This window comes from Klebsiella sp. P1927, from assembly GCF_018204675.1.
In the GTDB taxonomy this organism is placed as follows: domain Bacteria; phylum Pseudomonadota; class Gammaproteobacteria; order Enterobacterales; family Enterobacteriaceae; genus Klebsiella; species Klebsiella pneumoniae.
Genome location: NZ_CP073377.1, coordinates 65,496 through 86,509, shown reverse-complemented (window position 1 = coordinate 86,509; position 21,014 = coordinate 65,496). Strand labels below are relative to the sequence as shown.

Genomic DNA, 21,014 nt, shown 5'->3' with positions numbered 1-21,014 from the left:
TACCTTATTTCTTCTTCGCTTTTTTATCAGCAGCGTGGCCGCGATAAGTACGAGTCGGTGCGAATTCACCCAGTTTGTGACCGACCATTTCGTCGGAAACAAATACTGGAACGTGCTGACGACCATTATGGACAGCGATGGTCAAACCGATCATGTTAGGAAAGATCGTTGAACGACGGGACCAAGTGCGCAGGGGCTTCTTGTCTCCGCTTTCCACCGCTTTCTCTACCTTCTTCAGCAAGTGCAGGTCAATAAAAGGACCTTTCTTGAGAGAACGTGGCATGGCTTATCCTCTAAAATTATTTGCTACGGCGACGTACGATGAATTTATCAGTACGCTTGTTGCTGCGGGTCTTCTTACCTTTGGTCTGCAGGCCCCACGGGGATACCGGGTGCTTACCAAAGTTACGACCTTCACCACCACCATGTGGGTGGTCTACTGGGTTCATCGCAGTACCGCGAACGGTAGGACGAACACCACGCCAGCGTGCAGCACCTGCTTTACCCAGAACGCGCAGCATATGCTCAGCATTGCCAACTTCGCCCAGAGTCGCGCGGCAGTCTGCTTCGACTTTACGCATTTCACCAGAACGCAGACGCAGGGTGACATAAGCACCGTCACGAGCAACGATCTGAACGTAAGTACCAGCGGAACGAGCCAGCTGACCGCCTTTACCTGGTTTCATTTCTACGTTATGAACGGTAGAACCAACCGGGATATTGCGCATCGGCAGGGTGTTGCCTGCTTTGATTGCAGCATCAACGCCAGACTGAATCTGGTCGCCAGCTTTCAGGCCTTTCGGGGCCAGGATGTAACGGCGCTCGCCGTCTTTGTACAGAACCAGCGCGATGTTCGCGGAGCGGTTCGGATCGTACTCAAGACGTTCAACAACTGCCGGGATACCATCTTTGTTGCGTTTGAAGTCAACAATACGGTAAGCCTGCTTGTGGCCACCACCGATATGACGGGTGGTGATACGGCCATTGTTGTTACGACCACCGGATTTGCTGTTTTTTTCCAGCAACGGAGCAAAAGGTTTGCCCTTGTGCAGCTCTGGGTTAACCACTTTAACGACGTGGCGACGACCCGGAGATGTCGGTTTACATTTAACAACTGCCATTGTATTACTCCTCCGACTTACTCAGCGCCGCCAACGAAGTCCAGATTCTGGCCTTCTTTCAGGGTGACGTAAGCTTTTTTCCAGTCGCTACGACGACCGATACGCTGTCCGTGACGTTTAACTTTCCCTTTAACAACCAGGGTGTTAACGACTTCGACTTCGACTTCAAACAGTTTCTGCACAGCAGCTTTGATTTCTGCTTTGGTCGCGTCTTTAGCAACTTTGAGAACGATGGTGTTTGTTTTTTCCATCGCAGTAGACGCTTTTTCAGAAACGTGCGGTGCGCGCAGCACCTTCAGCAGACGTTCTTCACGAATCATGCCAGCATCTCCTCAACTTGCTTAACAGCATCAGCAGTCATTACGACTTTGTCGAAGGCGATCAGGCTAACCGGGTCGATACCGTTCGCATCACGTACGTCAACCTTATGCAGGTTACGTGCGGCCAGGAACAGGTTCTCGTCCAGCTCACCGGTGATGATCAGCACATCTTCCAGAGCCATGTCTTTCAGTTTCTGTGCCAGCAGCTTAGTTTTCGGCGCTTCAACAGAGAACTTCTCGACAACGATCAGACGATCCTGACGTACCAGTTCGGACAGAATGCTTTTCAGCGCGCCGCGGTACATCTTCTTGTTAACTTTTTGACTGTGGTCCTGCGGACGAGCAGCGAAGGTCACGCCACCGGAACGCCAGATCGGGCTCTTGATAGAACCAGAACGCGCACGGCCGGTACCTTTCTGGCGCCACGGTTTTTTACCGGAGCCAGTGATTTCAGCACGAGTCTTCTGAGCACGAGTGCCCTGACGCGCACCGGCTGCATAAGCAACAACAACCTGGTGAACCAGCGCTTCGTTGAAATCACGACCGAAGGTAGTTTCGGAAACAGTCAGCGCGCTCTGCGCGTCTTTCAATACTAATTCCATTGCTATCTCCTCACGCCTTCACAGCTGGTTTAACGATCAGGTCGCTACCGGTCGCACCCGGGACAGCACCTTTAACCAGCAGCAGGTTGCGCTCAGCGTCAACACGTACTACGTCCAGGCTCTGAACGGTTACACGCTCATTACCCAGCTGACCTGCCATTTTCTTGCCTTTGAACACTTTGCCCGGAGTCTGGTTCTGACCGATAGAACCCGGAACGCGGTGGGACAAGGAGTTACCGTGAGTAGCGTCCTGGGTACGGAAGTTCCAGCGCTTAACGGTACCAGCAAAACCTTTACCTTTAGAGGTACCGGTTACGTCAACTTTTTTAACGTCAGCAAACAGTTCAACGCTAATGTTCTGACCTACGGTGAATTCTTCGCCGTCAGCCAGACGGAATTCCCACAGACCACGGCCAGCTTCAACGCCAGCTTTAGCGAAGTGACCCGCTTCCGGCTTGGTTACACGGTTAGCTTTTTTAGCACCGGTGGTAACCTGGATTGCGCGGTAGCCATCGTTAGCCAGGTCTTTAACCTGAGTAACACGGTTTGCTTCAACTTCGATTACGGTTACTGGGATAGAAACGCCATCTTCAGTGAAGATGCGGGTCATGCCCACTTTTTTACCGACTAAACCAATCATTGTTTCAACCTCTCAATCGCTCGATGACCTGATTAACCCAGGCTGATCTGCACGTCTACACCGGCAGCCAGATCCAGACGCATCAGAGCATCAACGGTTTTTTCAGTTGGCTCAACGATGTCAACCAGACGCTTGTGAGTGCGAATTTCGTACTGGTCACGCGCGTCTTTGTTGACGTGCGGGGAGATCAGAACGGTAAAGCGCTCTTTGCGGGTCGGCAGCGGGATCGGACCACGGACTTGCGCACCAGTGCGCTTAGCAGTCTCGACGATTTCCGCGGTTGATTGATCGATCAGACGATGATCAAACGCTTTCAGGCGGATACGGATTCTTTGGTTCTGCATGAGACCAGAGCTCCAATTATTTTATAGACGAAATGATTACTCCTCATACCCATTACGATTGATGGGAGAGTGTAACCGTTCTTACATAGTCCCCCGATTGGGGACATTGTTTGATAACCCAAATGCGATTACCAGGGTTCATATTGAACCGGCCGTCAACTTTGACAGGCCCGCGCATTATACGCAAATTCTGGCGCGACGCAAGTGCTGTTTAGAAAATCATCACCAGGATTTGCGCGCCTTCGCGTTAGCGCGCTGTACGGGGCTGCAATGCGGAGTAAGAGTGCGGATTGTGGGATCCATTCCCGGAAAATGCCTTTTGTGCTGAACGGGAGAGGATGAGCATAGTGACGCAATGTTCATCGATCATTGCGGGGTCAACTATGCTCGCCGCCCTCCCCTTCTTGCTGTGCTATAGCGGTTTGACCGTGGCATTATGCCACCAGGATCTGCGCCACGGTCTGTTGCCCGACCGTTACACCTGTCCCCTGCTGTGGAGTGGTTTACTTTTTTATCTCTGTCTGGCGCCGCACCAGCTGCATGATGCCGTCTGGGGGGCGATAACGGGCTATCTCTCTTTGGCTGCGATTTACTGGCTATACCGCGGTATCCGCGGCTATGAAGGGTTGGGTTATGGAGATATAAAATATCTTGCCGCCCTCGGCGCCTGGCATGGCTGGCGATTGCTGCCGCAGTTGGTCCTGGTTGCCTCGCTACTCGCCGGCATAGCGTGGGCAGGAGCAGGTTTATACGCCAGTTGCGGCAGGAAGAGCAAATGGGGAAGAAGCAACCCGCTGCCGTTTGGGCCATTCCTGGCGGCCGCGGGTTTTTGGTGCGGGTGGCAGACGCTGGCTAGTCTGACACTTTGATCTGCGACTGCAGGTAATTTTGCAGACCGATTTTGCCAATCAAATCGAGTTCGGTTTCCAGCCAGTCGATATGGCCTTCTTCATCCGCCAGGATCTCAATCATCATATCGCGGCTGACGTAGTCATGGACGCTGTCGGCATAGGCAATAGCCTCACGCAAATTTTGCGCCCCTTCCAGCTCCAGCCTCAAATCGGACCGCAGCATCTCTTCCACATCTTCACCGATGCCAAGTTTGCCGAGATCCTGCAGATTAGGGATACCTTCGAGAAAAAGAATACGCTCGATATACTTATCGGCGTGCTTCATTTCGTCGATGGATTCGTGGTACTCAATATCGTTGAGGCGCATCAGGCCCCAATTTTTAAACATTCTCGCATGAAGAAAGTACTGATTAATTGCGACTAGCTCATTTCCCAATAATTTATTGAGATAACTTATGATTTTGACATCACCTTTCATTATATAGTCCCTCCGCTTCCACTCATTGAAGCGTAGTCCGGCCTATAGGGATGTCAAAAGAGAAGCGTGGACTTCAGGCGATTTCTTTGAATTCCGGCATGGTGGTTAATTCATCTTCCATCACTTCACGCGCGGCACGAACACACTTACCGCATTGATTTCCCACGGGAACAAACTTACGTAATTGCTGAAAAGATTGCGGTTGAAACTGGCGCACAACCTGACGAATTTTTTTATCGCTGACGCCATTGCACAAACAAACGTACATAGAAACTCCCGTTCAATTTATGCACAAATATTAAATGAGAATGGTTATGATTACAATAGACCATTTGCTCATTATCCGCCGCAACGCACGATATGAATAGCCAGCAAAAATCCGTTTTTCGCTGAATGACAGACAGCAAAAAGGGCGCCGAAGCGCCCTTTTTAATTCAAAGCTAACGAATTAGCCCAGAACTTTAGCTACAACGCCCGCGCCAACGGTACGGCCGCCTTCACGGATTGCGAAACGCAGACCGTCGTCCATCGCGATCGGGTGGATCAGGGTAACAACCATTTTGATGTTGTCGCCCGGCATTACCATCTCTACGCCTTCCGGCAGTTCGATGGTGCCAGTCACGTCAGTAGTACGGAAGTAGAACTGCGGACGGTAGCCTTTGAAGAACGGAGTGTGACGGCCGCCTTCATCTTTGGACAGGATGTACACTTCAGATTCGAACTTGGTGTGCGGGTTGATGGTGCCCGGCTTAGCCAGTACCTGACCACGTTCGATTTCTTCACGTTTGATACCACGCAGCAGAACACCTACGTTCTCACCAGCACGGCCTTCGTCCAGCAGTTTGCGGAACATTTCAACGCCAGTACAGGTGGTTTTCGCGGTTTCTTTGATACCAACGATTTCAACTTCTTCACCTACTTTGATGATACCGCGCTCTACACGACCGGTAACAACGGTACCACGACCGGAGATGGAGAATACGTCTTCGATCGGCAGCAGGAACGGCTTGTCAATCGCACGCTCTGGTTCCGGGATATAGGTATCCAGGTGGCCAGCCAGTTCGATGATTTTCGCTTCCCACTCTGCGTCGCCTTCCAGCGCTTTCAGAGCAGAACCACGAACGATCGGGGTGTCGTCGCCCGGGAAATCGTACTGAGACAGCAGTTCACGAACTTCCATCTCAACCAGTTCCAGCAGCTCTTCGTCATCAACCATGTCGCATTTGTTCAGGAACACGATGATGTACGGAACGCCTACCTGACGACCCAGCAGGATGTGCTCACGAGTCTGCGGCATCGGGCCGTCAGTCGCAGCAACAACCAGGATCGCGCCGTCCATCTGCGCAGCACCGGTGATCATGTTTTTAACATAGTCGGCGTGGCCCGGGCAGTCTACGTGCGCGTAGTGGCGAGTCGGGGTGTCATATTCAACGTGAGAGGTGTTGATGGTGATACCACGAGCTTTTTCTTCCGGCGCGTTATCGATCTGGTCGAATGCGCGAGCAGAACCACCGTAGGTTTTAGCCAGAACGGTAGTGATGGCAGCAGTCAGGGTAGTTTTACCATGGTCAACGTGGCCGATAGTACCAACGTTGACGTGCGGTTTTGTACGTTCAAATTTTTCTTTAGACACGGCTATATTCCTTACTATAGTGCTCTCCCCTTCGGAGAGAGCACGGGACTTAGGTTTTAATCCTGTGGATTATTTACCACGGGCTTCAATAACGGCCTGAGCAACGTTGTTCGGCGCATCATCATACTTCAGGAATTCCATGGTGTATGATGCACGACCTTTGGTCAGAGAACGCAGCTGAGTTGCATAACCGAACATTTCGGACAGCGGTACTTCAGCGTGGATCTTAACGCCGGTTACTTCGGATTCCTGACCGCGCAGCATACCGCGACGACGGCTCAAGTCACCGATAACGTCACCAGTGTTCTCTTCCGGAGTTTCTACTTCAACCTTCATGATCGGCTCAAGCAGAACTGGTTTTGCTTTCTTAAAGCCTTCTTTAAAGGCAATAGACGCAGCCAGTTTAAACGCCAGCTCAGAGGAGTCAACGTCGTGGTAAGAACCGAAGTGCAGACGGATACCCATATCAACTACCGGGTAACCTGCCAGCGGACCAGCTTTCAGCTGTTCCTGGATGCCTTTATCAACGGCCGGGATGTATTCGCCAGGAATTACACCACCTTTGATGTCGTTGATGAACTCGTAACCTTTCGGGTTAGAGCCCGGCTCCAGCGGGTACATGTCGATCACAACGTGACCGTACTGACCACGACCACCAGACTGCTTGGCGTGTTTACCTTCGATATCGGTAACTTTCGCGCGAATCGCTTCACGGTAAGCAACCTGAGGTTTACCGACGTTCGCTTCAACGTTGAATTCACGCTTCATACGGTCAACGATGATGTCGAGGTGCAGCTCACCCATACCGGCGATAATGGTCTGGTTAGACTCTTCGTCAGTCCATACGCGGAAAGACGGGTCTTCTTTAGCCAGACGACCCAGAGCCAGACCCATTTTTTCCTGGTCAGCTTTGGTTTTCGGCTCAACGGCGATGGAGATTACCGGCTCAGGGAATTCCATACGCTCCAGAATGATCGGCGCATCCGGGTCACACAGGGTGTCACCAGTAGTTACGTCTTTCAGACCGATAGCAGCAGCGATGTCGCCCGCGCGAACTTCTTTGATCTCTTCACGTTTGTTAGCGTGCATCTGAACGATACGACCGAAACGCTCACGTGCAGCTTTCACGGAGTTCAGTACGGTATCACCAGAGTTAACCACACCGGAGTACACGCGGAAGAAGGTCAGGTTACCCACGAACGGGTCGGTAGCGATTTTGAACGCCAGTGCAGAGAACGGCTCGTCGTCGCTTGCGTGACGCTCAGCCGGGGTATCTTTACCGTCGTCCAGGATACCGTTGATCGCAGGTACGTCAACCGGGGATGGCAGGTAATCAATTACCGCATCCAGCATCGCCTGAACGCCTTTGTTCTTGAACGCAGAACCACAGGTTACCAGGATGATTTCGTTGTTCAGAACGCGCTGACGCAGAGCTTTTTTGATCTCTTCTTCAGTCAGTTCTTCACCACCCAGGTATTTTTCCATCAGCTCTTCAGAAGCTTCAGCTGCGGATTCGATCAGGTTCTGGTGCCATTCATCAGCCAGGTCCTGCATGTCAGCCGGGATATCTTCGTATTCGAAGGTTACGCCCTGGTCTGCATCGTTCCAGTTGATGGCTTTCATTTTCACCAGGTCAACAACGCCGGTGAAACCTTCTTCAGCACCAATTGCCAGCTGCAGCGGAACCGGGTTCGCGCCCAGACGGGTTTTGATCTGACCAACAACTTTCAGGAAGTTAGCGCCCATGCGGTCCATTTTGTTAACGAACGCGATGCGCGGAACTTTATATTTGTTTGCCTGACGCCATACGGTTTCAGACTGCGGCTGAACACCACCAACTGCGCAGTAAACCATTACCGCACCATCAAGAACACGCATGGAACGTTCTACTTCGATAGTGAAGTCAACGTGCCCCGGGGTGTCGATGATGTTTACGCGGTGCGGTTCATACTGTTTGGCCATACCAGACCAGAATGCAGTAGTCGCAGCGGAAGTGATGGTGATACCACGTTCCTGCTCCTGCTCCATCCAGTCCATGGTAGCGGCGCCGTCATGAACTTCACCGATTTTGTGGTTTACACCGGTGTAGAACAGAATACGTTCGGTAGTAGTGGTTTTACCGGCGTCGATGTGCGCACTGATACCGATGTTACGGTAGCGTGCGATGGGTGTTGTACGAGCCATTTGATTCCTCGTTTATTTCTTTAGGCGTTCAGTTAAGTTATCCAGAGCGGGCGACTCATCTGAAGCGCCCGCCTGGTGACTATGACTCCGAAGGGATTACCAACGGTAGTGAGCGAACGCCTTGTTGGCTTCGGCCATACGGTGAACGTCTTCACGTTTCTTAACTGCAGTACCTTTGTTGTCTGCAGCATCAGTGAGTTCGTTCGCCAGGCGCAGAGCCATGGATTTATCACCGCGTTTACGAGCAGCTTCAACGATCCAACGCATTGCCAGGGCATTACGACGGACCGGACGAACTTCAACTGGAACCTGATAAGTAGAACCACCTACGCGGCGGGACTTAACTTCGACAGTCGGGCGCACGTTTTCGAGCGCAACTTCGAAGGCTTCCAGTTCAGATTTACCAGAACGCTGAGCCAGGGTCTCCAGCGCGCTGTATACGATAGTTTCTGCAGTAGATTTTTTACCATCTACCATCAGGATATTGACAAATTTAGCCAGCAGTTCTGATCCGAACTTCGGATCCGGCAGAATTTTACGCTGACCAATGACGCGACGACGTGGCATGGAAATACTCCGTTGTTAATTCAGGATTGTCCAAAACTCTAAGAGTTTAGTATGACATTAAGATAAATCAGTTTGGCCTTACTTAACGGAGAACCATTAAGCCTTAGGACGCTTCACGCCGTACTTGGAGCGAGCCTGCTTACGGTCTTTAACGCCGGAGCAGTCAAGCGCACCACGAACGGTGTGGTAACGAACACCCGGAAGGTCTTTAACACGACCGCCACGGATCAGGATCACGGAGTGCTCCTGCAGGTTGTGACCTTCACCACCGATGTAGGAGGTGACTTCGAAACCGTTAGTCAGACGCACACGGCAAACTTTACGCAGTGCGGAGTTCGGTTTCTTAGGAGTGGTGGTATATACGCGAGTACATACGCCACGTTTCTGCGGGCAGGCTTCCAGCGCTGGCACGTTGCTCTTTGCAACTTTGCGCGCGCGTGGTTTGCGTACCAGCTGGTTAATTGTTGCCATTAAATAGCTCCTGGTTTTAGCTTTTGCTTCGTAAACACGTAATAAATCGCCTCATATATTATGAGGACGCAGAATTTTAGGGCGGTGCCGAAAAGGTGTCAAGAAATATACAACGATCCCGCCATCACCAGGCCAACTGACCGGCATGTTTGACTGTGAGTCTGACGAAATCAGTATAGCTAACCCTGCCGACACTGTCCGCAATTTGACCAGCCAGCCCGCGGGCGTCAACGTCGTCTTGCAGCACGTATAGGGTTATGGGGGCGGATTGCAGGATCTCAAGGAAGCGACCATCGGCGATGGCCGCGGTGACGCCGTCAGACAGTAGTACCAGATCGTCGCCGTGCTCCATCAAACGAAGCATCGCTGCGATGTCGGCATGCCAGGGGGAAACACTGAGCGTATGGAGCATGGGGGCCTCAGAAACGCAAAATCACATCAAATTCATGCAGACGGGCGCGCAGGGCATCCGGCGCCAGGCATTCGACATCCACCACCCACGGGGTCGCGGGATCCAGGCCGCGCTCTCGCGCTGAGTCGGCGCACAGCCAGCACTGGTCGATATCATATAGCGACAGCAATTTAAAGGTAGCGATGTAGTCGCGGGCCAGCACAGCGCCAGGCCGCTGTTCGGGTAACAGCTGAAACACGCCGTCGCCCACAAAAAACACGCCAATATCGTCGGTGAGCGCGGAGGTTGCTAATAAGGCATCGAGGCCTTCCCTGCCGGCGGCGCTGCCGTGCGGCGCAGAGGAAAGTACAAAAGCCACACGTTTCATCAGAACTGCACCATCCGATCGCAAGTAAGCGCCGCTTCCGCTAGCGCGCCGAGCCCGCTCAAGGTAAAACCCGGCTGCAAATTGTGGCCAGGCAGAGCGAGCTGTTGCGCTTCGCGTTCGTCCGTTACGCCACGACGCAGGGCGGCCGCCACGCAGATATGCAGCGCGACGCCGTGCTCATCGTGGAGGGATTGCCACCCGCGCACCAGATCGAACTCATCGCTGGCGGGCGCCGTCAACTGGTTAGCGTTAAGCACGCCTTCGCGATAGAAAAAAACGCACGCCAGCTCATGGCCTTCCTGCAGCACGGCCTGGGCAAATTGCCAGGCGCTGCTCGCCTGCTGCGTGCCATAGGCTGGGCCGGTCACCGTGAGGGCAAAACGCATTACTTATCCAGCCCCTGGAAATCGCCGCTTTTGAACTGGCGAATATAGAGGTAGACGGTGTGCTTGGAGATGTTCAGACGATCGGCTACCTGGTTAATAGCGTCTTTAATATCGAAGATCCCTTTCTCGTAGAGATTCAGCACGATTTGACGGTTTTTCGCATTGTTAGACACGCTGCGATCGGCATTCACCTCTTCAATGGTGAACTCCAGCGTCTGGGCGACCAGATCGTCTACCGAAGAAGCAAAGTTCACCGGCGAGTTCACTTCAGGCGTTTCTGGCGGAATAAAGGTGCTCATGATCTGGGAAAACGGCACATCCAGATTCATGTTGATACACAGCAGACCAATCACCCGGTGATCGCGGTTGCGAATGGCAATCGTCACCGACTTCATCAGTACGCCGCTTTTAGCACGGGTAAAGTAGCATTTGGAAACGCTGCTATCGGCGCCCGTCATATCGTGCAGCATGCGCAGCGCAAGATCGGTAATCGGTGAACCGATTTGGCGGCCGGTATGTTCACCATTGGCGATACGGATGGCAGAGCATTTCAGATCCTGCAAAGAATGCAGCACGATTTCACAGTGCGAACCGATGAGCATCGCCAACCCGTCCACTACCGCTTCATAAGATTTGAGAATATCGAAATCGGTCTGGTCAAAGGGACGTTGATCCAGCAGGTCAAGCTCGCTGGTTTCATTGGTTAAAAGCGACCTGGACATGAAAAAAAGCACTCCTTTTCAGGAGCCTGTCGTTATTGTCAGGGCAGGCTCATCATCATTATTAAGCTATCTAAAGTAATACAGCGCCTGAGGATCTTTCCAGTTTTAATTATATCTGCGCTCAATAAAAAAGCCGCCGCCTCTGACGAGACGGCGGCCTGAACCTGATTACTTCTTAGCGTCAGCTTTCGCGTCCGCGGCTTTCGCATCGCCTGCGGCTTCCGGCTGTGCATCTGCCTTCGGCGCCGGTTTGATATCCAGCAGTTCTACATCAAAGACCAGCGTAGAGTTGGCCGGGATGCCCGGGACGCCAGTTTTACCGTAGGCCAGGTCCGGCGGAATAACCAGCTTGATTTTGCCGCCTTTCTTGATGTTCTTCAGGCCTTCAGTCCAGCCCGGGATCACGCCGTCGAGACGGAAAGAGAGCGGCTCGCCGCGAGTATAAGAGTTATCAAACTCTTTACCGTCGATCAGGGTACCTTTGTAGTTTACCACCACGGTATCGCTGTCTTTCGGCGCATCGCCAGCGCCTTCTTTCTCGACTTTATACAGCAGGCCAGTTTTTGAGGTTTTCACGCCCTTCTCTTTGGCAAAGCTGTCACGGAACGCTTTGCCTTTGGCTTCGTTCTCAGTGGCGTCTTTTTCCATTTTCTGCTGAGCCGCGGTCTTCACGCGCGTTTCAAAGGCCTGCAGAGTCTGTTCGATCTCCTGGTCGGACAGTTTGCTCTTATCGGCAAACGCGTCCTGTACGCCGGCGATCAGCTGGGCTTTATCCAGCTTAATGCCCAGTTTCTCTTGTTCTTTCAGGGAGTTTTCCATGTAACGCCCCAGGGACGCGCCCAGCGCATAGGCCGATTTCTGATCGTCATTTTTAAATGCCGATTTACTCTCAGCCGCCGGGGCTGCCTTCGTTGCCGTATCTGCAGCGAAGGTCAACGGTGCATTCAGGGCGACGGCCATTGTGGCCGCCAGCAGCGTTACTTTAAACAGTGATTTCATCCATTTCTCCAGGGCCGGGGCCTCTCACCCCAGGGTTATCGTAAAAAGCAAAAAACGTACTATAGAACGTTGCCGTTAAAATCTACATACGGACGTTCCTGAATATCGCCTCTTTTAGGACTATTTTTGTATGAATAAGTTTCCTGTACGGCGCAGCGATGCTGCGCGCCAGGGGAAACTTAAGTAGAATCCGCCCGCAGGATCAGACTAAAGAGGTTACCCATGCACGATAGCACATTAGAAACGCGCCTTGCGGAGCTGGAAAGCCGGCTGGCGTTTCAGGAAATCACCATCGAAGACCTCAACAAAACCGTGACCGCCCACGAGATCGAGATGGCGAAGATGCGGGAGCATATGCGTCTGATGATCGAGAAGCTGAAGGCGACCCAACCCTCCCATATCGCCTCCCAGGCGGAAGAAACGCCACCGCCGCACTATTGAGGCGTAAAAAAAGCGGGTTTCCCCGCTTTTTTGTCGTCTTCGTGCCGAAGCGCAAAGATTAGTGGCAGCCGCAGCCACCGTGGCCGCCGCAGCCGCCTTTACCATGGTCGTGACCATGATCGTGGCCGTGGCCGCCGCAGCAACCGTCATGACCATGGTCATGATCGTGATCGTGGCCATGCGCGCCGTGCACGTGACCGTGCTCCAGCTCTTCCGCAGTCGCTTCGCGGATGGCGACGACTTCCACATTAAACTTCAGGTTCTGGCCAGCCAGCATGTGGTTGCCATCAACCACAACGTGGTCGTCTTCAACTTCAGTAATTTCTACTGGTACCGGACCCTGATCGGTTTCCGCCAGGAAGCGCATGCCAACCTGCAGTTCATCAACGCCCATGAAGACGTCTTTCGGTACACGCTGCACCAGGTTTTCGTCATACTGACCGTAAGCGTCGTTAGCGCCGACGGCAACGTCAAATTTGTCGCCCACTTCGTGGCCATCCAGCGCGTTTTCCAGGCCGGAAATCAGGGAGCCGTGACCGTGCAGGTAATCCAGCGGCGCGCTTACCGGAGACTCATCAACCAACACACCGTCTTCTGTACGTACCTGATAGGCCAGGCTGACCACCAGGTCTTTTGCTACTTTCATGATATCTCCTGAGATGGGAAGAATAGTGGCGCAGATTGTAGCGGAATTCTGCTGCCGTGTACCCTTTAGCTTAAAAAAAGCCGACGGATAACGCTAGTCGGGATGAAAAATGCCAATCACCTGCTCCTCTTTGCGTACATGCTCACGGGCCTCTTTATCTGCCTCACGCATCTGATGACCGCACTTAACGCACTCAACAACATCGACATTATTCTCACGCCACATTGCCAGCGAATCCTGCGCCTGGCACGCCGGACATTTCGCCCCGGCAATAAAACGTTTACGCACTGCCATAAGATTTACCTTTATTCAAACTCGTCCCAGCCGTCCAGCTGCCGGCTCTCTTTCTGCATTTCGCGCTGGAAAATCTCTTCCAGTTCGCGCCGGGCCTCCCGCACGCGTGATATCTGTACCGTATCAGTATGCACTGGCATTAGCTCGCGCAGCATTCGCATATCGAGGCGTCGGAAGTGCAGCTGCGCGCGCTGGGCCTGGTGAGGATGCATCCCGAGGGTGATGAGCGCTTTGCGCCCCAGCTCCAACGCACTGGAGAAAGTTTCACGAGAAAACTGCGTCACGCCGGCCTGCAGCAGCTCATGCGCCTCAACGCGCCCGCGAGCGCGGGCCAGAATATGCAGATGTGGAAAGTGTTGTTGACACATTTCCACCAGCCGCATGGTATCTTCTGGCTCATTACAGGTGATGACGATCGACTGCGCCTCTTCCGCTCCCGCCGAGCGCAGCAGCTCCAGCTGGGTGGCATCGCCAAAATAGACTTTATAGCCATAGTTGCGCATCAGATTTACCGCGCTGATGTCCCGCTCCAGTACCGTAATACGCATCTTATTGGCCATCAGCAGGCGACCAATGACCTGACCAAAGCGACCAAACCCGACAATAATCACCTGCGGCTTGTCATCCTCCACCCACGGCGCCTCACCGGTATCGTCCGCCGGGTTCAGCCGTCGCGACAATAGCTTATCTATCCCCTTCATCAGCAGCGGCGTCGTCATCATCGACAACGTTACCGCCACCAGCAGCAGCGCCATCTGGTCGTGCTGAAACAACCGCTGAGAGGCGGGCAGCGAAAAGAGGACAAACGCGAACTCGCCGCCCTGGCTTAATACGCCCGCGAACTGCATCCGCTCGGAACTTCGCAGGCCATAGAGACGGGCCAGCAGATAGAGCACCAGCATTTTTACCGCCACCAGCACCGCCACGCTCACCGCCACCCACAGCAGATGGGTATACAGTACGCCAAGGTTCAGCGCCATGCCGACGGAAATAAAGAACAACCCGAGCAGCAGCCCCTTGAACGGATCGATAGCGATCTCCAGTTCGTGGCGATACTCACTTTCCGCCAGCAGCACGCCGGCAATAAAGGTGCCCAGCGCCATCGACAGCCCCAGCGCCTCCATAAACAGGGCAGATCCGAGGACCAACAGCAGCGTGGCGGCAGTGAACACCTCCCTGACCCCCGAGCTGGCGATAAAACGGAACACCGGCCGCAGCAGATAGCGTCCGCCAATCAGCATCCCGGCAAAGGCCAGGACCTTCATGCCGACCGTCAACCAGTTCACATGCTCATCCGCTGAACCGGCCAGCAGGGGCACCAGCGCCAGCGCCGGGATCACCGCCAGATCCTGAAACAGCAGCACCGAAAAGCCTAGCTGTCCCGCTTCGCTGCGGCTCATTCCCTTCTCACGCATCAGCTGCAGCGCCATGGCGGTGGAAGACATCGCCAGGCCGATCCCGCCGACCACCGCCGCCTGCCATGAAAACCCGGTCGTCATCAGCAACCCACCGAGGATCGCCGCGCTGAGCATCACCTGCGCCGCGCCAACGCCGAAGATGGAGCTCCGCAGTCGCCATAGCTTGGCGGGATTGAGCTCCAGGCCGATGATAAACATCAGAAACACTACGCCGAGCTCAGAGAAATGGAGAATTTCATCCACATCGCTGATAAACCCGAGCCCCCACGGACCAATGGCGATCCCGGCCAGCAGATAGCCCAGCACCGCGCCAATCCCCAGTCTTGAAGCCAGAGGGACGGCGATGACGGCCGCGAACAAAAACAACACCCCCGCCAGCAGCAAATCAGATCCCGCCATGGACACCTCCGGCGGCGATGGGGTTGGCCAACCAGTCCCGGTAGGCCAGGGCGCGGCTGCGCAGCTCCTCTGGCTGCTGCCTCCGGGCCCAGTAGACGATAATGGGGCTCATCCAGTGCATACGGCACATGCCGGCGGTCAGTTCAAAAGGACGTAAAATATCGTTCATCGGATAGCGATTAGCATCGCGACGGTAGGCGCTCTCAGGCTCGCCGGTAGTGATCACGCTGCGCCAGTACTTTCCCGCCAGTTCGTTCCCTCCGGCGCCGCTGGCGAAGCCGCGGCTTAACACACGATCCAGCCACTCCTTAAGCAGCGCCGGACAGCTCCAGGTATATAAAGGGTGCTGGAAAACAATCACCTCATGCTGGCGCAGCAGGTCCTGTTCGTAAGCAATATCGATAAAAAAATCCGGATAGTGCGCGTAGAGATCGTGCACGGTGACGTTCGGCAACTGTAAGGCCGGCTCTAATAAAACCCGGTTGGCCACGGAATCCTGAGATTCTGGGTGGGCATACAGCAGCAACACTTTCGCTGTCTGAGACATCATTCCCCTCCCGTAGGTCTTCTGGCGGCCTGCACAGCCCCGGCGTTTTGACACAGCCAGAATGACTTTGTGTATCGTCTTCGTTTTGGGCTACCATGGCGGCCCGGTGAAGCGATTCGCTTCCACACTACATTATCATAATGACAAATTAACATAGTCTGAACATACGGCGCCTTATGATTGTTTTCTCCTCGTTACAAATTCGTCGCGGCGTACGCGTCCTGCTGGACAACGCCACCGCTACCATCAATCCTGGCCAAAAGGTCGGTCTGGTGGGGAAAAACGGCTGCGGGAAATCGACGCTGCTATCGCTTTTGAAAAACGAGATAAGCGCTGACGGCGGCAGTATGACCTTTCCCGGCAACTGGCAGCTGGCTTGGGTGAATCAGGAAACCCCGGCGCTACCGCAGCCGGCAATCGATTATGTCATTGACGGCGATCGAGAGTATCGCCAGCTGGAGGCCGCGCTCCAGCAGGCTAACGAACGCAACGACGGTCATGCTATCGCCACCGTCCACGGTAAGCTGGACGCCATCGACGCCTGGACGATCCGTTCGCGCGCCGCCAGCCTGCTGCACGGTCTGGGTTTCAGCAATGAACAGCTTGAGCGGCCGGTCAGCGATTTTTCCGGCGGCTGGCGTATGCGCCTTAACCTCGCCCAGGCGCTGATCTGCCGCTCCGATCTGCTGCTGCTCGATGAACCGACTAACCACCTCGATCTCGATGCGGTGATTTGGCTGGAGAAGTGGCTGAAGGGCTATACGGGAACGCTGATCCTCATCTCCCACGATCGCGATTTTCTCGATCCTATCGTCGACAAAATTATCCATATCGAACAGCAGACAATGTTTGAGTACACCGGCAACTACAGTTCGTTTGAAGTGCAGCGCGCCACCCGCCTCGCTCAGCAGCAGGCGATGTACGAAAGCCAGCAGCAGCGCGTCGCGCACCTGCAAAGCTATATCGATCGCTTCCGTGCCAAAGCCACCAAGGCCAAGCAGGCGCAAAGCCGGATCAAAATGCTGGAGCGGATGGAGCTTATCGCTCCGGCGCACGTGGATAACCCGTTCCACTTCAGCTTCCGCCAGCCGGAGAGCTTGCCTAACCCGCTGCTGAAGATGGAGAAAGTCAGCGCCGGCTACGGCGAGCGTATTATTCTCGACTCCATCAAGCTTAACCTGGTGCCGGGCTCGCGTATCGGCCTGCTGGGCCGCAACGGCGCCGGGAAGTCGACGCTGATTAAGCTCCTGGCAGGCGAGCTCCAGCCCGTAAGCGGCGAGATCGGCCTCGCGAAAGGCATCAAGCTCGGCTACTTCGCCCAGCATCAGCTGGAATTCCTGCGCGCCGATGAGTCGCCGCTGCAGCACCTGGCGCGTCTGGCGCCGCAGGAGCTGGAGCAGAAGCTGCGTGATTATCTCGGCGGCTTTGGTTTCCAGGGCGATAAGGTGAGCGAAGAAACCCGCCGCTTCTCCGGTGGAGAAAAGGCGCGCCTGGTACTGGCCCTGATCGTCTGGCAGCGCCCTAACCTGCTGCTGCTCGATGAACCGACCAACCACCTTGACCTCGATATGCGTCAGGCCTTAACCGAAGCGCTGATCGACTTTGAAGGGGCGCTGGTGGTCGTATCGCACGATCGGCACCTGATCCGTTCCACCACTGACGATCTGTACCTCGTCCACGATGGTAAAGTCGAGCCGTTCGACGGCGATCTGGAAGATTATCAGCAGTGGCTCAGCGACTCGCAAAAACAGGAGTCCCAGAGCGGCGAGCCGCCAAAAGAGAGCGGCAACAGCGCCCAGGCGCGCAAAGATCAGAAGCGTCGGGAAGCGGAGCTGCGCAGCCAGACCCAACCGCTGCGCAAAGAGATCGCCCGTCTGGAAAAAGAGATGGACAAGCTCAACGCGCAGTTGGCCAGTGCGGAAGAAAAACTTGGCGACAGTGAGCTTTATGACGCCTCACGTAAAGCCGAGCTGACCGAATGCCTGCAGCAGCAGGCCAGCGCGAAGACCGGGCTGGAGGAGTGCGAGATGGCCTGGCTGGAGGCCCAGGAGCAGCTGGAGCGCATGCTTCAGGAAGGCTAAACTCTTCCTCTTCATCCTGCCTGCGCGTACGCTGCCGCTGGCAGGGTGGGTTTCTGCCCTCTTCATGGTCTGGCCATCAGCGACATCAATGATTTGTTTTTGCTGTAAGCTGGCGTCACTGGCCGCAAGACCACATATTGGCTAACCCCCTGCATGCCCTGCGCGGTATAGTCATCATCACGTTTATTAATTGTTCTGGTGCTATGGTTGAAATCATCCCCACAGACATGACGCCCCCCGAAAACGATTCGCGTGAGTTCCATCCGATGCGCGGCGTGGGCAATCGTCATCTGCAAACCATGCTGCCGCGGCTGATTCGCCGTAAATTGCGCTTTACCCCGCACTGGCAGCGCCTTGAGCTGCCGGACGGCGATTTTGTCGATCTGGCCTGGAGCGAAGACCCGCACCAGGCGCGCCATAAGCCGCGCCTCGTCGTTTTTCACGGCCTGGAAGGCAGTCTGCACAGCCCGTACGCCCATGGTCTGATCCACGCGGCGATGCAGCGCGGCTGGCTGGGCGTGGTGATGCATTTCCGCGGCTGCAGCGGCGAACCTAACCGCAATCACCGCATCTATCACTCCGGCGAAACGGAAGATGGCACCTGGTTTTTGCACTGGCTGAAGCGCGAGTTTGGTCCCGCGCCGACCGCGGCCGTCGGCTATTCGCTGGGCGGCAATATGCTGGGCTGCCTGCTGGCAGAGGAAGGCGACCGCTGCCCGCTGGATGCGGCGGTGATCGTCTCCGCGCCTTTCATGCTCGAAGCCTGCAGCTATCATATGGATAAGGGCTTCTCGCGGGTTTATCAGCGCTATCTGCTCAATCTGTTAAAAGCCAACGCTTCACGCAAGCTGAAAGCGTACCCGGGCTCGCTGCCCGTCGATTTACGCCAGCTCAAAGGGATGCGCCGCATCCGGGAATTTGACGATATGATCACCGCCAAAATCCATGGCTTTGCCGATGCGCTGGATTATTACCGGCAATGCAGCGCCATGCCGCGGCTCAGCGATATCACTAAGCCGACGCTCATCATTCACGCGAAAGACGATCCGTTTATGGATCACCACTCTATTCCGCCGCAGGAGCAACTGCCCGCGAACGTAGAGTATCAATTGACCGAGCAAGGCGGCCACGTTGGCTTTGTCAGCGGCACTCTGCGTAAACCGGAGATGTGGCTGGAAAGACGCATTCCCGACTGGTTAAACCGCTGGCAGGAGGTTCCCGCATGATTATTCCCTGGCAGGATCTGGATCCCGAAACGCTGGATAACCTGATTGAAAGCTTTGTGTTACGTGAAGGCACCGATTATGGTGAACATGAACGTTCACTTGCCGATAAAGTCGCCGATGTAAAACAGCAGCTGAAACGCGGAGAGGCGGTCCTTGTGTGGTCGGAACTGCATGAGACGGTCAATATTATGCCGCGCGCGCTGTTTAACGGCTAAGGCGACGCCACTACATCGTTTAACCAGGGAGTTGTTATGTCTGCCAAACATCCGGTGATCGCCGTCACGGGCTCCAGCGGCGCGGGCACTACCACCACCAGCCTTGCCTTTCGCAAAATCTTCGCGCAGCTAAACCTGCACGCCGCGGAGGTGGAAGGCGATAGCTTTCATCGCTACACCCGCCCGGAAATGGACATGGCGATCCGTAAGGCGCGGGATCAGGGTAAACATATCAGCTACTTTGGCCCGGAGGCGAACGACTTCGGCCTGCTGGAGCAGACCTTTGTCGACTATGGTCGCCACGGCAAAGGTCAGTCGCGGAAATATCTCCACACCTATGACGAAGCCGTGCCGTGGAATCAGGTGCCGGGGACCTTTACCCCCTGGCAGCCGCTGCCGGAGCCGACAGACGTGCTGTTCTATGAGGGGCTGCACGGCGGGGTTGTCACGCCGCAGCATGATGTCGCCAGCCATGTCGACCTGCTGGTCGGGGTGGTGCCTATCGTTAACCTCGAGTGGATCCAAAAGCTTATTCGCGACACCAGCGAACGCGGCCACTCCCGGGAGGCGGTGATGGACTCGGTCGTCCGCTCGATGGAAGATTACATCAACTTCATTACCCCGCAATTTTCCCGCACCCATATCAACTTTCAGCGCGTGCCGACGGTGGACACCTCCAACCCGTTTGCCGCCAAAGCGATCCCCTCGCTGGACGAGAGCTTTGTAGTGATCCATTTCCGCAATCTGCAGAATATCGATTTCCCCTGGCTGTTGGCGATGCTGCAGGGCTCGTTTATCTCGCACATGAACACCCTGGTGGTGCCGGGCGGTAAAATGGGGCTGGCGATGGAGCTTATCATGACGCCGCTGGTCGAGCGCCTGATGGAAGGCCGTAAGATAGGCTAACCAAAAAACCCCGGCCTGGCCGGGGTTGAGATTCGATACAACGGCAGGCGAAGACTACGCCTCGATCACTTCATAGGAGTGGGTGATGTTCACCGCTTTTTCCAGCATCAGCGCCACCGAGCAGTATTTCTCTGCCGACAGGTCCACCGCCCGGGAGACCGCGGCATCTTTCAGCGCCTTGCCGGTGACGATAAAATGCAGATTAATATGCGTGAACAGACGCGGAGCCTCTTCGCGACGCTCGGAGGTCAGCTTCACTTCGCAATTGGTCACGTCGTGACGACCTTTTTGCAGAATGGAGACCACATCGATCGCACTGCAACCGCCCGCCGCCATCAGCACCATCTCCATCGGGCTGGGAGCCTTATCCCCGGAGTTGCCATCCATCAGAATCTGGTGTCCCGATGCGGACTCCCCGATAAAGGTTAACCCTTCTACCCATTTCACACGCGCTTGCATAAAATTTAACTCCAGTATCGCAATATTCCTGTCAGATTACGCGCACATAACAATTCTCGCAACGGAAGGCGACCTGCGTCATGCTGAAGCGAGACACCAGGAGACATGCGGCGAAAGCTATGCTAAAACAGTCTGGATGCTACAGTAATACATTGATGTACTGCATGTATGCAGAGGAGTTCACATTACGGGCTGTCGAAAAATCATCAGCCAGCTTCCCAGGTATAGGGAAACAATACGATTGCATGCCCGGACGCCGTGTAGTGTCGGCGCCCGGAGATAGCT

At 54.8% G+C, this 21,014-nt stretch carries 28 protein-coding genes; 6 read left to right on the top strand and 22 right to left on the bottom strand.

Annotated features, from left to right (window positions below; translation table 11 throughout):
* Positions 1–4: 4 nt before the first annotated feature.
* From rpsS to rpsJ, 6 genes are read right to left on the bottom strand one after another with little or no spacing between them, the layout of a single operon-like run.
* A complete protein-coding gene (gene rpsS / locus KB892_RS00420; RefSeq protein ID WP_001138115.1) occupies positions 5–283 on the bottom strand; it encodes a 30S ribosomal protein S19 in 279 nt (92 codons plus the stop codon).
* Between the two features lie 16 nt (positions 284–299).
* Positions 300–1,121, bottom strand: a complete 822-nt coding sequence (gene rplB / locus KB892_RS00415; RefSeq protein ID WP_002919786.1) for a 50S ribosomal protein L2 — start codon at positions 1,119–1,121, stop codon at positions 300–302.
* A 17-nt stretch (positions 1,122–1,138) separates the two neighbouring features.
* Positions 1,139–1,441 (bottom strand): 50S ribosomal protein L23, encoded by a 303-nt coding sequence (gene rplW, locus KB892_RS00410; RefSeq protein WP_000617546.1) that lies wholly within the window; start codon positions 1,439–1,441, stop codon positions 1,139–1,141.
* Positions 1,438–2,043 (bottom strand): 50S ribosomal protein L4, encoded by a 606-nt coding sequence (gene rplD / locus KB892_RS00405; protein WP_002919794.1) that lies wholly within the window; start codon positions 2,041–2,043, stop codon positions 1,438–1,440. Before rplD ends, rplW begins: the two co-directional genes overlap by 4 nt.
* A 10-nt stretch (positions 2,044–2,053) precedes the next feature.
* Positions 2,054–2,683 (bottom strand): 50S ribosomal protein L3, encoded by a 630-nt coding sequence (rplC, locus tag KB892_RS00400; protein ID WP_002919796.1) that lies wholly within the window; start codon positions 2,681–2,683, stop codon positions 2,054–2,056.
* A 32-nt stretch (positions 2,684–2,715) separates the two neighbouring features.
* A complete protein-coding gene (rpsJ, locus tag KB892_RS00395) occupies positions 2,716–3,027 on the bottom strand; it encodes a 30S ribosomal protein S10 (protein WP_001181005.1) in 312 nt (103 codons plus the stop codon).
* 383 nt (positions 3,028–3,410) lie between these two features.
* Here rpsJ and KB892_RS00390 point away from each other — a divergent pair, with 383 nt between their 5' ends.
* Positions 3,411–3,896, top strand: a complete 486-nt coding sequence (locus KB892_RS00390) for a prepilin peptidase (protein ID WP_004199063.1) — start codon at positions 3,411–3,413, stop codon at positions 3,894–3,896.
* On the opposite strand, the gene bfr is transcribed toward KB892_RS00390, so the two are convergent.
* The 11 genes from bfr to fkpA form a co-directional block, all read right to left on the bottom strand.
* Positions 3,880–4,356, bottom strand: coding sequence for a bacterioferritin (gene bfr, locus KB892_RS00385; RefSeq protein WP_002919971.1), 477 nt, complete (start codon positions 4,354–4,356; stop codon positions 3,880–3,882). The two genes, KB892_RS00390 and bfr, sit on opposite strands and share 17 nt — an antisense overlap.
* A gap of 73 nt (positions 4,357–4,429) precedes the next feature.
* On the bottom strand, positions 4,430–4,624 hold the full coding sequence (gene bfd / locus KB892_RS00380) for a bacterioferritin-associated ferredoxin (protein ID WP_004152415.1): 195 nt from the start codon (positions 4,622–4,624) through the stop codon (positions 4,430–4,432).
* Between the two features lie 180 nt (positions 4,625–4,804).
* Positions 4,805–5,989: an elongation factor Tu gene (gene tuf / locus KB892_RS00375; RefSeq protein ID WP_004174069.1), complete on the bottom strand. Its 1,185-nt coding sequence runs from the start codon at positions 5,987–5,989 to the stop codon at positions 4,805–4,807.
* 69 nt (positions 5,990–6,058) lie between these two features.
* Positions 6,059–8,173, bottom strand: a complete 2,115-nt coding sequence (gene fusA, locus KB892_RS00370) for an elongation factor G (protein ID WP_002920103.1) — start codon at positions 8,171–8,173, stop codon at positions 6,059–6,061.
* 96 nt (positions 8,174–8,269) lie between these two features.
* Complete coding sequence (gene rpsG, locus KB892_RS00365) at positions 8,270–8,740, bottom strand: 30S ribosomal protein S7 (RefSeq protein WP_002920113.1); 471 nt, start codon at positions 8,738–8,740, stop codon at positions 8,270–8,272.
* A gap of 96 nt (positions 8,741–8,836) precedes the next feature.
* Positions 8,837–9,211 (bottom strand): 30S ribosomal protein S12, encoded by a 375-nt coding sequence (gene rpsL / locus KB892_RS00360; RefSeq protein ID WP_002920115.1) that lies wholly within the window; start codon positions 9,209–9,211, stop codon positions 8,837–8,839.
* A 124-nt stretch (positions 9,212–9,335) separates the two neighbouring features.
* Positions 9,336–9,623, bottom strand: coding sequence for a sulfurtransferase complex subunit TusB (tusB, locus tag KB892_RS00355; RefSeq protein WP_002920119.1), 288 nt, complete (start codon positions 9,621–9,623; stop codon positions 9,336–9,338).
* A gap of 7 nt (positions 9,624–9,630) precedes the next feature.
* Complete coding sequence (tusC, locus tag KB892_RS00350) at positions 9,631–9,990, bottom strand: sulfurtransferase complex subunit TusC (RefSeq protein WP_002920122.1); 360 nt, start codon at positions 9,988–9,990, stop codon at positions 9,631–9,633.
* A complete protein-coding gene (tusD, locus tag KB892_RS00345; RefSeq protein WP_002920128.1) occupies positions 9,990–10,376 on the bottom strand; it encodes a sulfurtransferase complex subunit TusD in 387 nt (128 codons plus the stop codon). Before tusD ends, tusC begins: the two co-directional genes overlap by 1 nt.
* Complete coding sequence (locus tag KB892_RS00340) at positions 10,376–11,098, bottom strand: helix-turn-helix transcriptional regulator (protein WP_002920130.1); 723 nt, start codon at positions 11,096–11,098, stop codon at positions 10,376–10,378. Before KB892_RS00340 ends, tusD begins: the two co-directional genes overlap by 1 nt.
* A gap of 168 nt (positions 11,099–11,266) precedes the next feature.
* Complete coding sequence (gene fkpA, locus KB892_RS00335) at positions 11,267–12,097, bottom strand: FKBP-type peptidyl-prolyl cis-trans isomerase (protein WP_002920132.1); 831 nt, start codon at positions 12,095–12,097, stop codon at positions 11,267–11,269.
* 222 nt (positions 12,098–12,319) lie between these two features.
* On the opposite strand from fkpA, the gene KB892_RS00330 reads away from it, so the two are divergent.
* The gene (locus KB892_RS00330; RefSeq protein ID WP_002920136.1) at positions 12,320–12,538 is read left to right on the top strand and encodes a protein SlyX; all 219 of its coding nucleotides are present in this window, start codon (positions 12,320–12,322) and stop codon (positions 12,536–12,538) included.
* 58 nt (positions 12,539–12,596) lie between these two features.
* Here KB892_RS00330 and slyD read toward each other — a convergent pair whose 3' ends face one another.
* The 4 genes from slyD to kefG all read right to left on the bottom strand — a co-directional run bounded on the left by slyD (position 12,597) and on the right by kefG (position 15,845).
* Positions 12,597–13,184 carry a peptidylprolyl isomerase gene (slyD, locus tag KB892_RS00325; protein ID WP_002920140.1) on the bottom strand — a complete coding sequence of 196 codons (588 nt, stop codon included), beginning with the start codon at positions 13,182–13,184 and terminating at the stop codon, positions 12,597–12,599.
* 93 nt (positions 13,185–13,277) lie between these two features.
* Positions 13,278–13,478 carry a YheV family putative zinc ribbon protein gene (locus KB892_RS00320; RefSeq protein WP_002920143.1) on the bottom strand — a complete coding sequence of 67 codons (201 nt, stop codon included), beginning with the start codon at positions 13,476–13,478 and terminating at the stop codon, positions 13,278–13,280.
* A gap of 11 nt (positions 13,479–13,489) precedes the next feature.
* Positions 13,490–15,295: a glutathione-regulated potassium-efflux system protein KefB gene (kefB, locus tag KB892_RS00315; RefSeq protein WP_004150031.1), complete on the bottom strand. Its 1,806-nt coding sequence runs from the start codon at positions 15,293–15,295 to the stop codon at positions 13,490–13,492.
* Positions 15,282–15,845 carry a glutathione-regulated potassium-efflux system ancillary protein KefG gene (kefG, locus tag KB892_RS00310; protein ID WP_004151401.1) on the bottom strand — a complete coding sequence of 188 codons (564 nt, stop codon included), beginning with the start codon at positions 15,843–15,845 and terminating at the stop codon, positions 15,282–15,284. The genes kefB and kefG overlap by 14 nt, the downstream gene beginning before the upstream one ends.
* 173 nt (positions 15,846–16,018) lie before the next feature.
* On the opposite strand from kefG, the gene KB892_RS00305 reads away from it, so the two are divergent.
* The 4 genes from KB892_RS00305 to KB892_RS00290 all read left to right on the top strand — a co-directional run bounded on the left by KB892_RS00305 (position 16,019) and on the right by KB892_RS00290 (position 20,270).
* Positions 16,019–17,923: an ABC transporter ATP-binding protein gene (locus KB892_RS00305; protein WP_002920148.1), complete on the top strand. Its 1,905-nt coding sequence runs from the start codon at positions 16,019–16,021 to the stop codon at positions 17,921–17,923.
* 266 nt (positions 17,924–18,189) lie between these two features.
* Positions 18,190–19,149 carry a hydrolase gene (locus KB892_RS00300; protein WP_228761490.1) on the top strand — a complete coding sequence of 320 codons (960 nt, stop codon included), beginning with the start codon at positions 18,190–18,192 and terminating at the stop codon, positions 19,147–19,149.
* Entirely contained in the window at positions 19,146–19,364 is a 219-nt protein-coding gene (locus tag KB892_RS00295; protein WP_002920151.1) for a YheU family protein, read from the top strand. Before KB892_RS00300 ends, KB892_RS00295 begins: the two co-directional genes overlap by 4 nt.
* Before the next feature lie 36 nt (positions 19,365–19,400).
* The gene (locus KB892_RS00290; RefSeq protein WP_002920153.1) at positions 19,401–20,270 is read left to right on the top strand and encodes a phosphoribulokinase; all 870 of its coding nucleotides are present in this window, start codon (positions 19,401–19,403) and stop codon (positions 20,268–20,270) included.
* Positions 20,271–20,324: 54 nt separating this feature from the next.
* Here KB892_RS00290 and KB892_RS00285 read toward each other — a convergent pair whose 3' ends face one another.
* The gene (locus KB892_RS00285) at positions 20,325–20,729 is read right to left on the bottom strand and encodes an OsmC family protein (RefSeq protein ID WP_002920158.1); all 405 of its coding nucleotides are present in this window, start codon (positions 20,727–20,729) and stop codon (positions 20,325–20,327) included.
* Between the last annotated feature and the right edge of the window lie 285 nt (positions 20,730–21,014).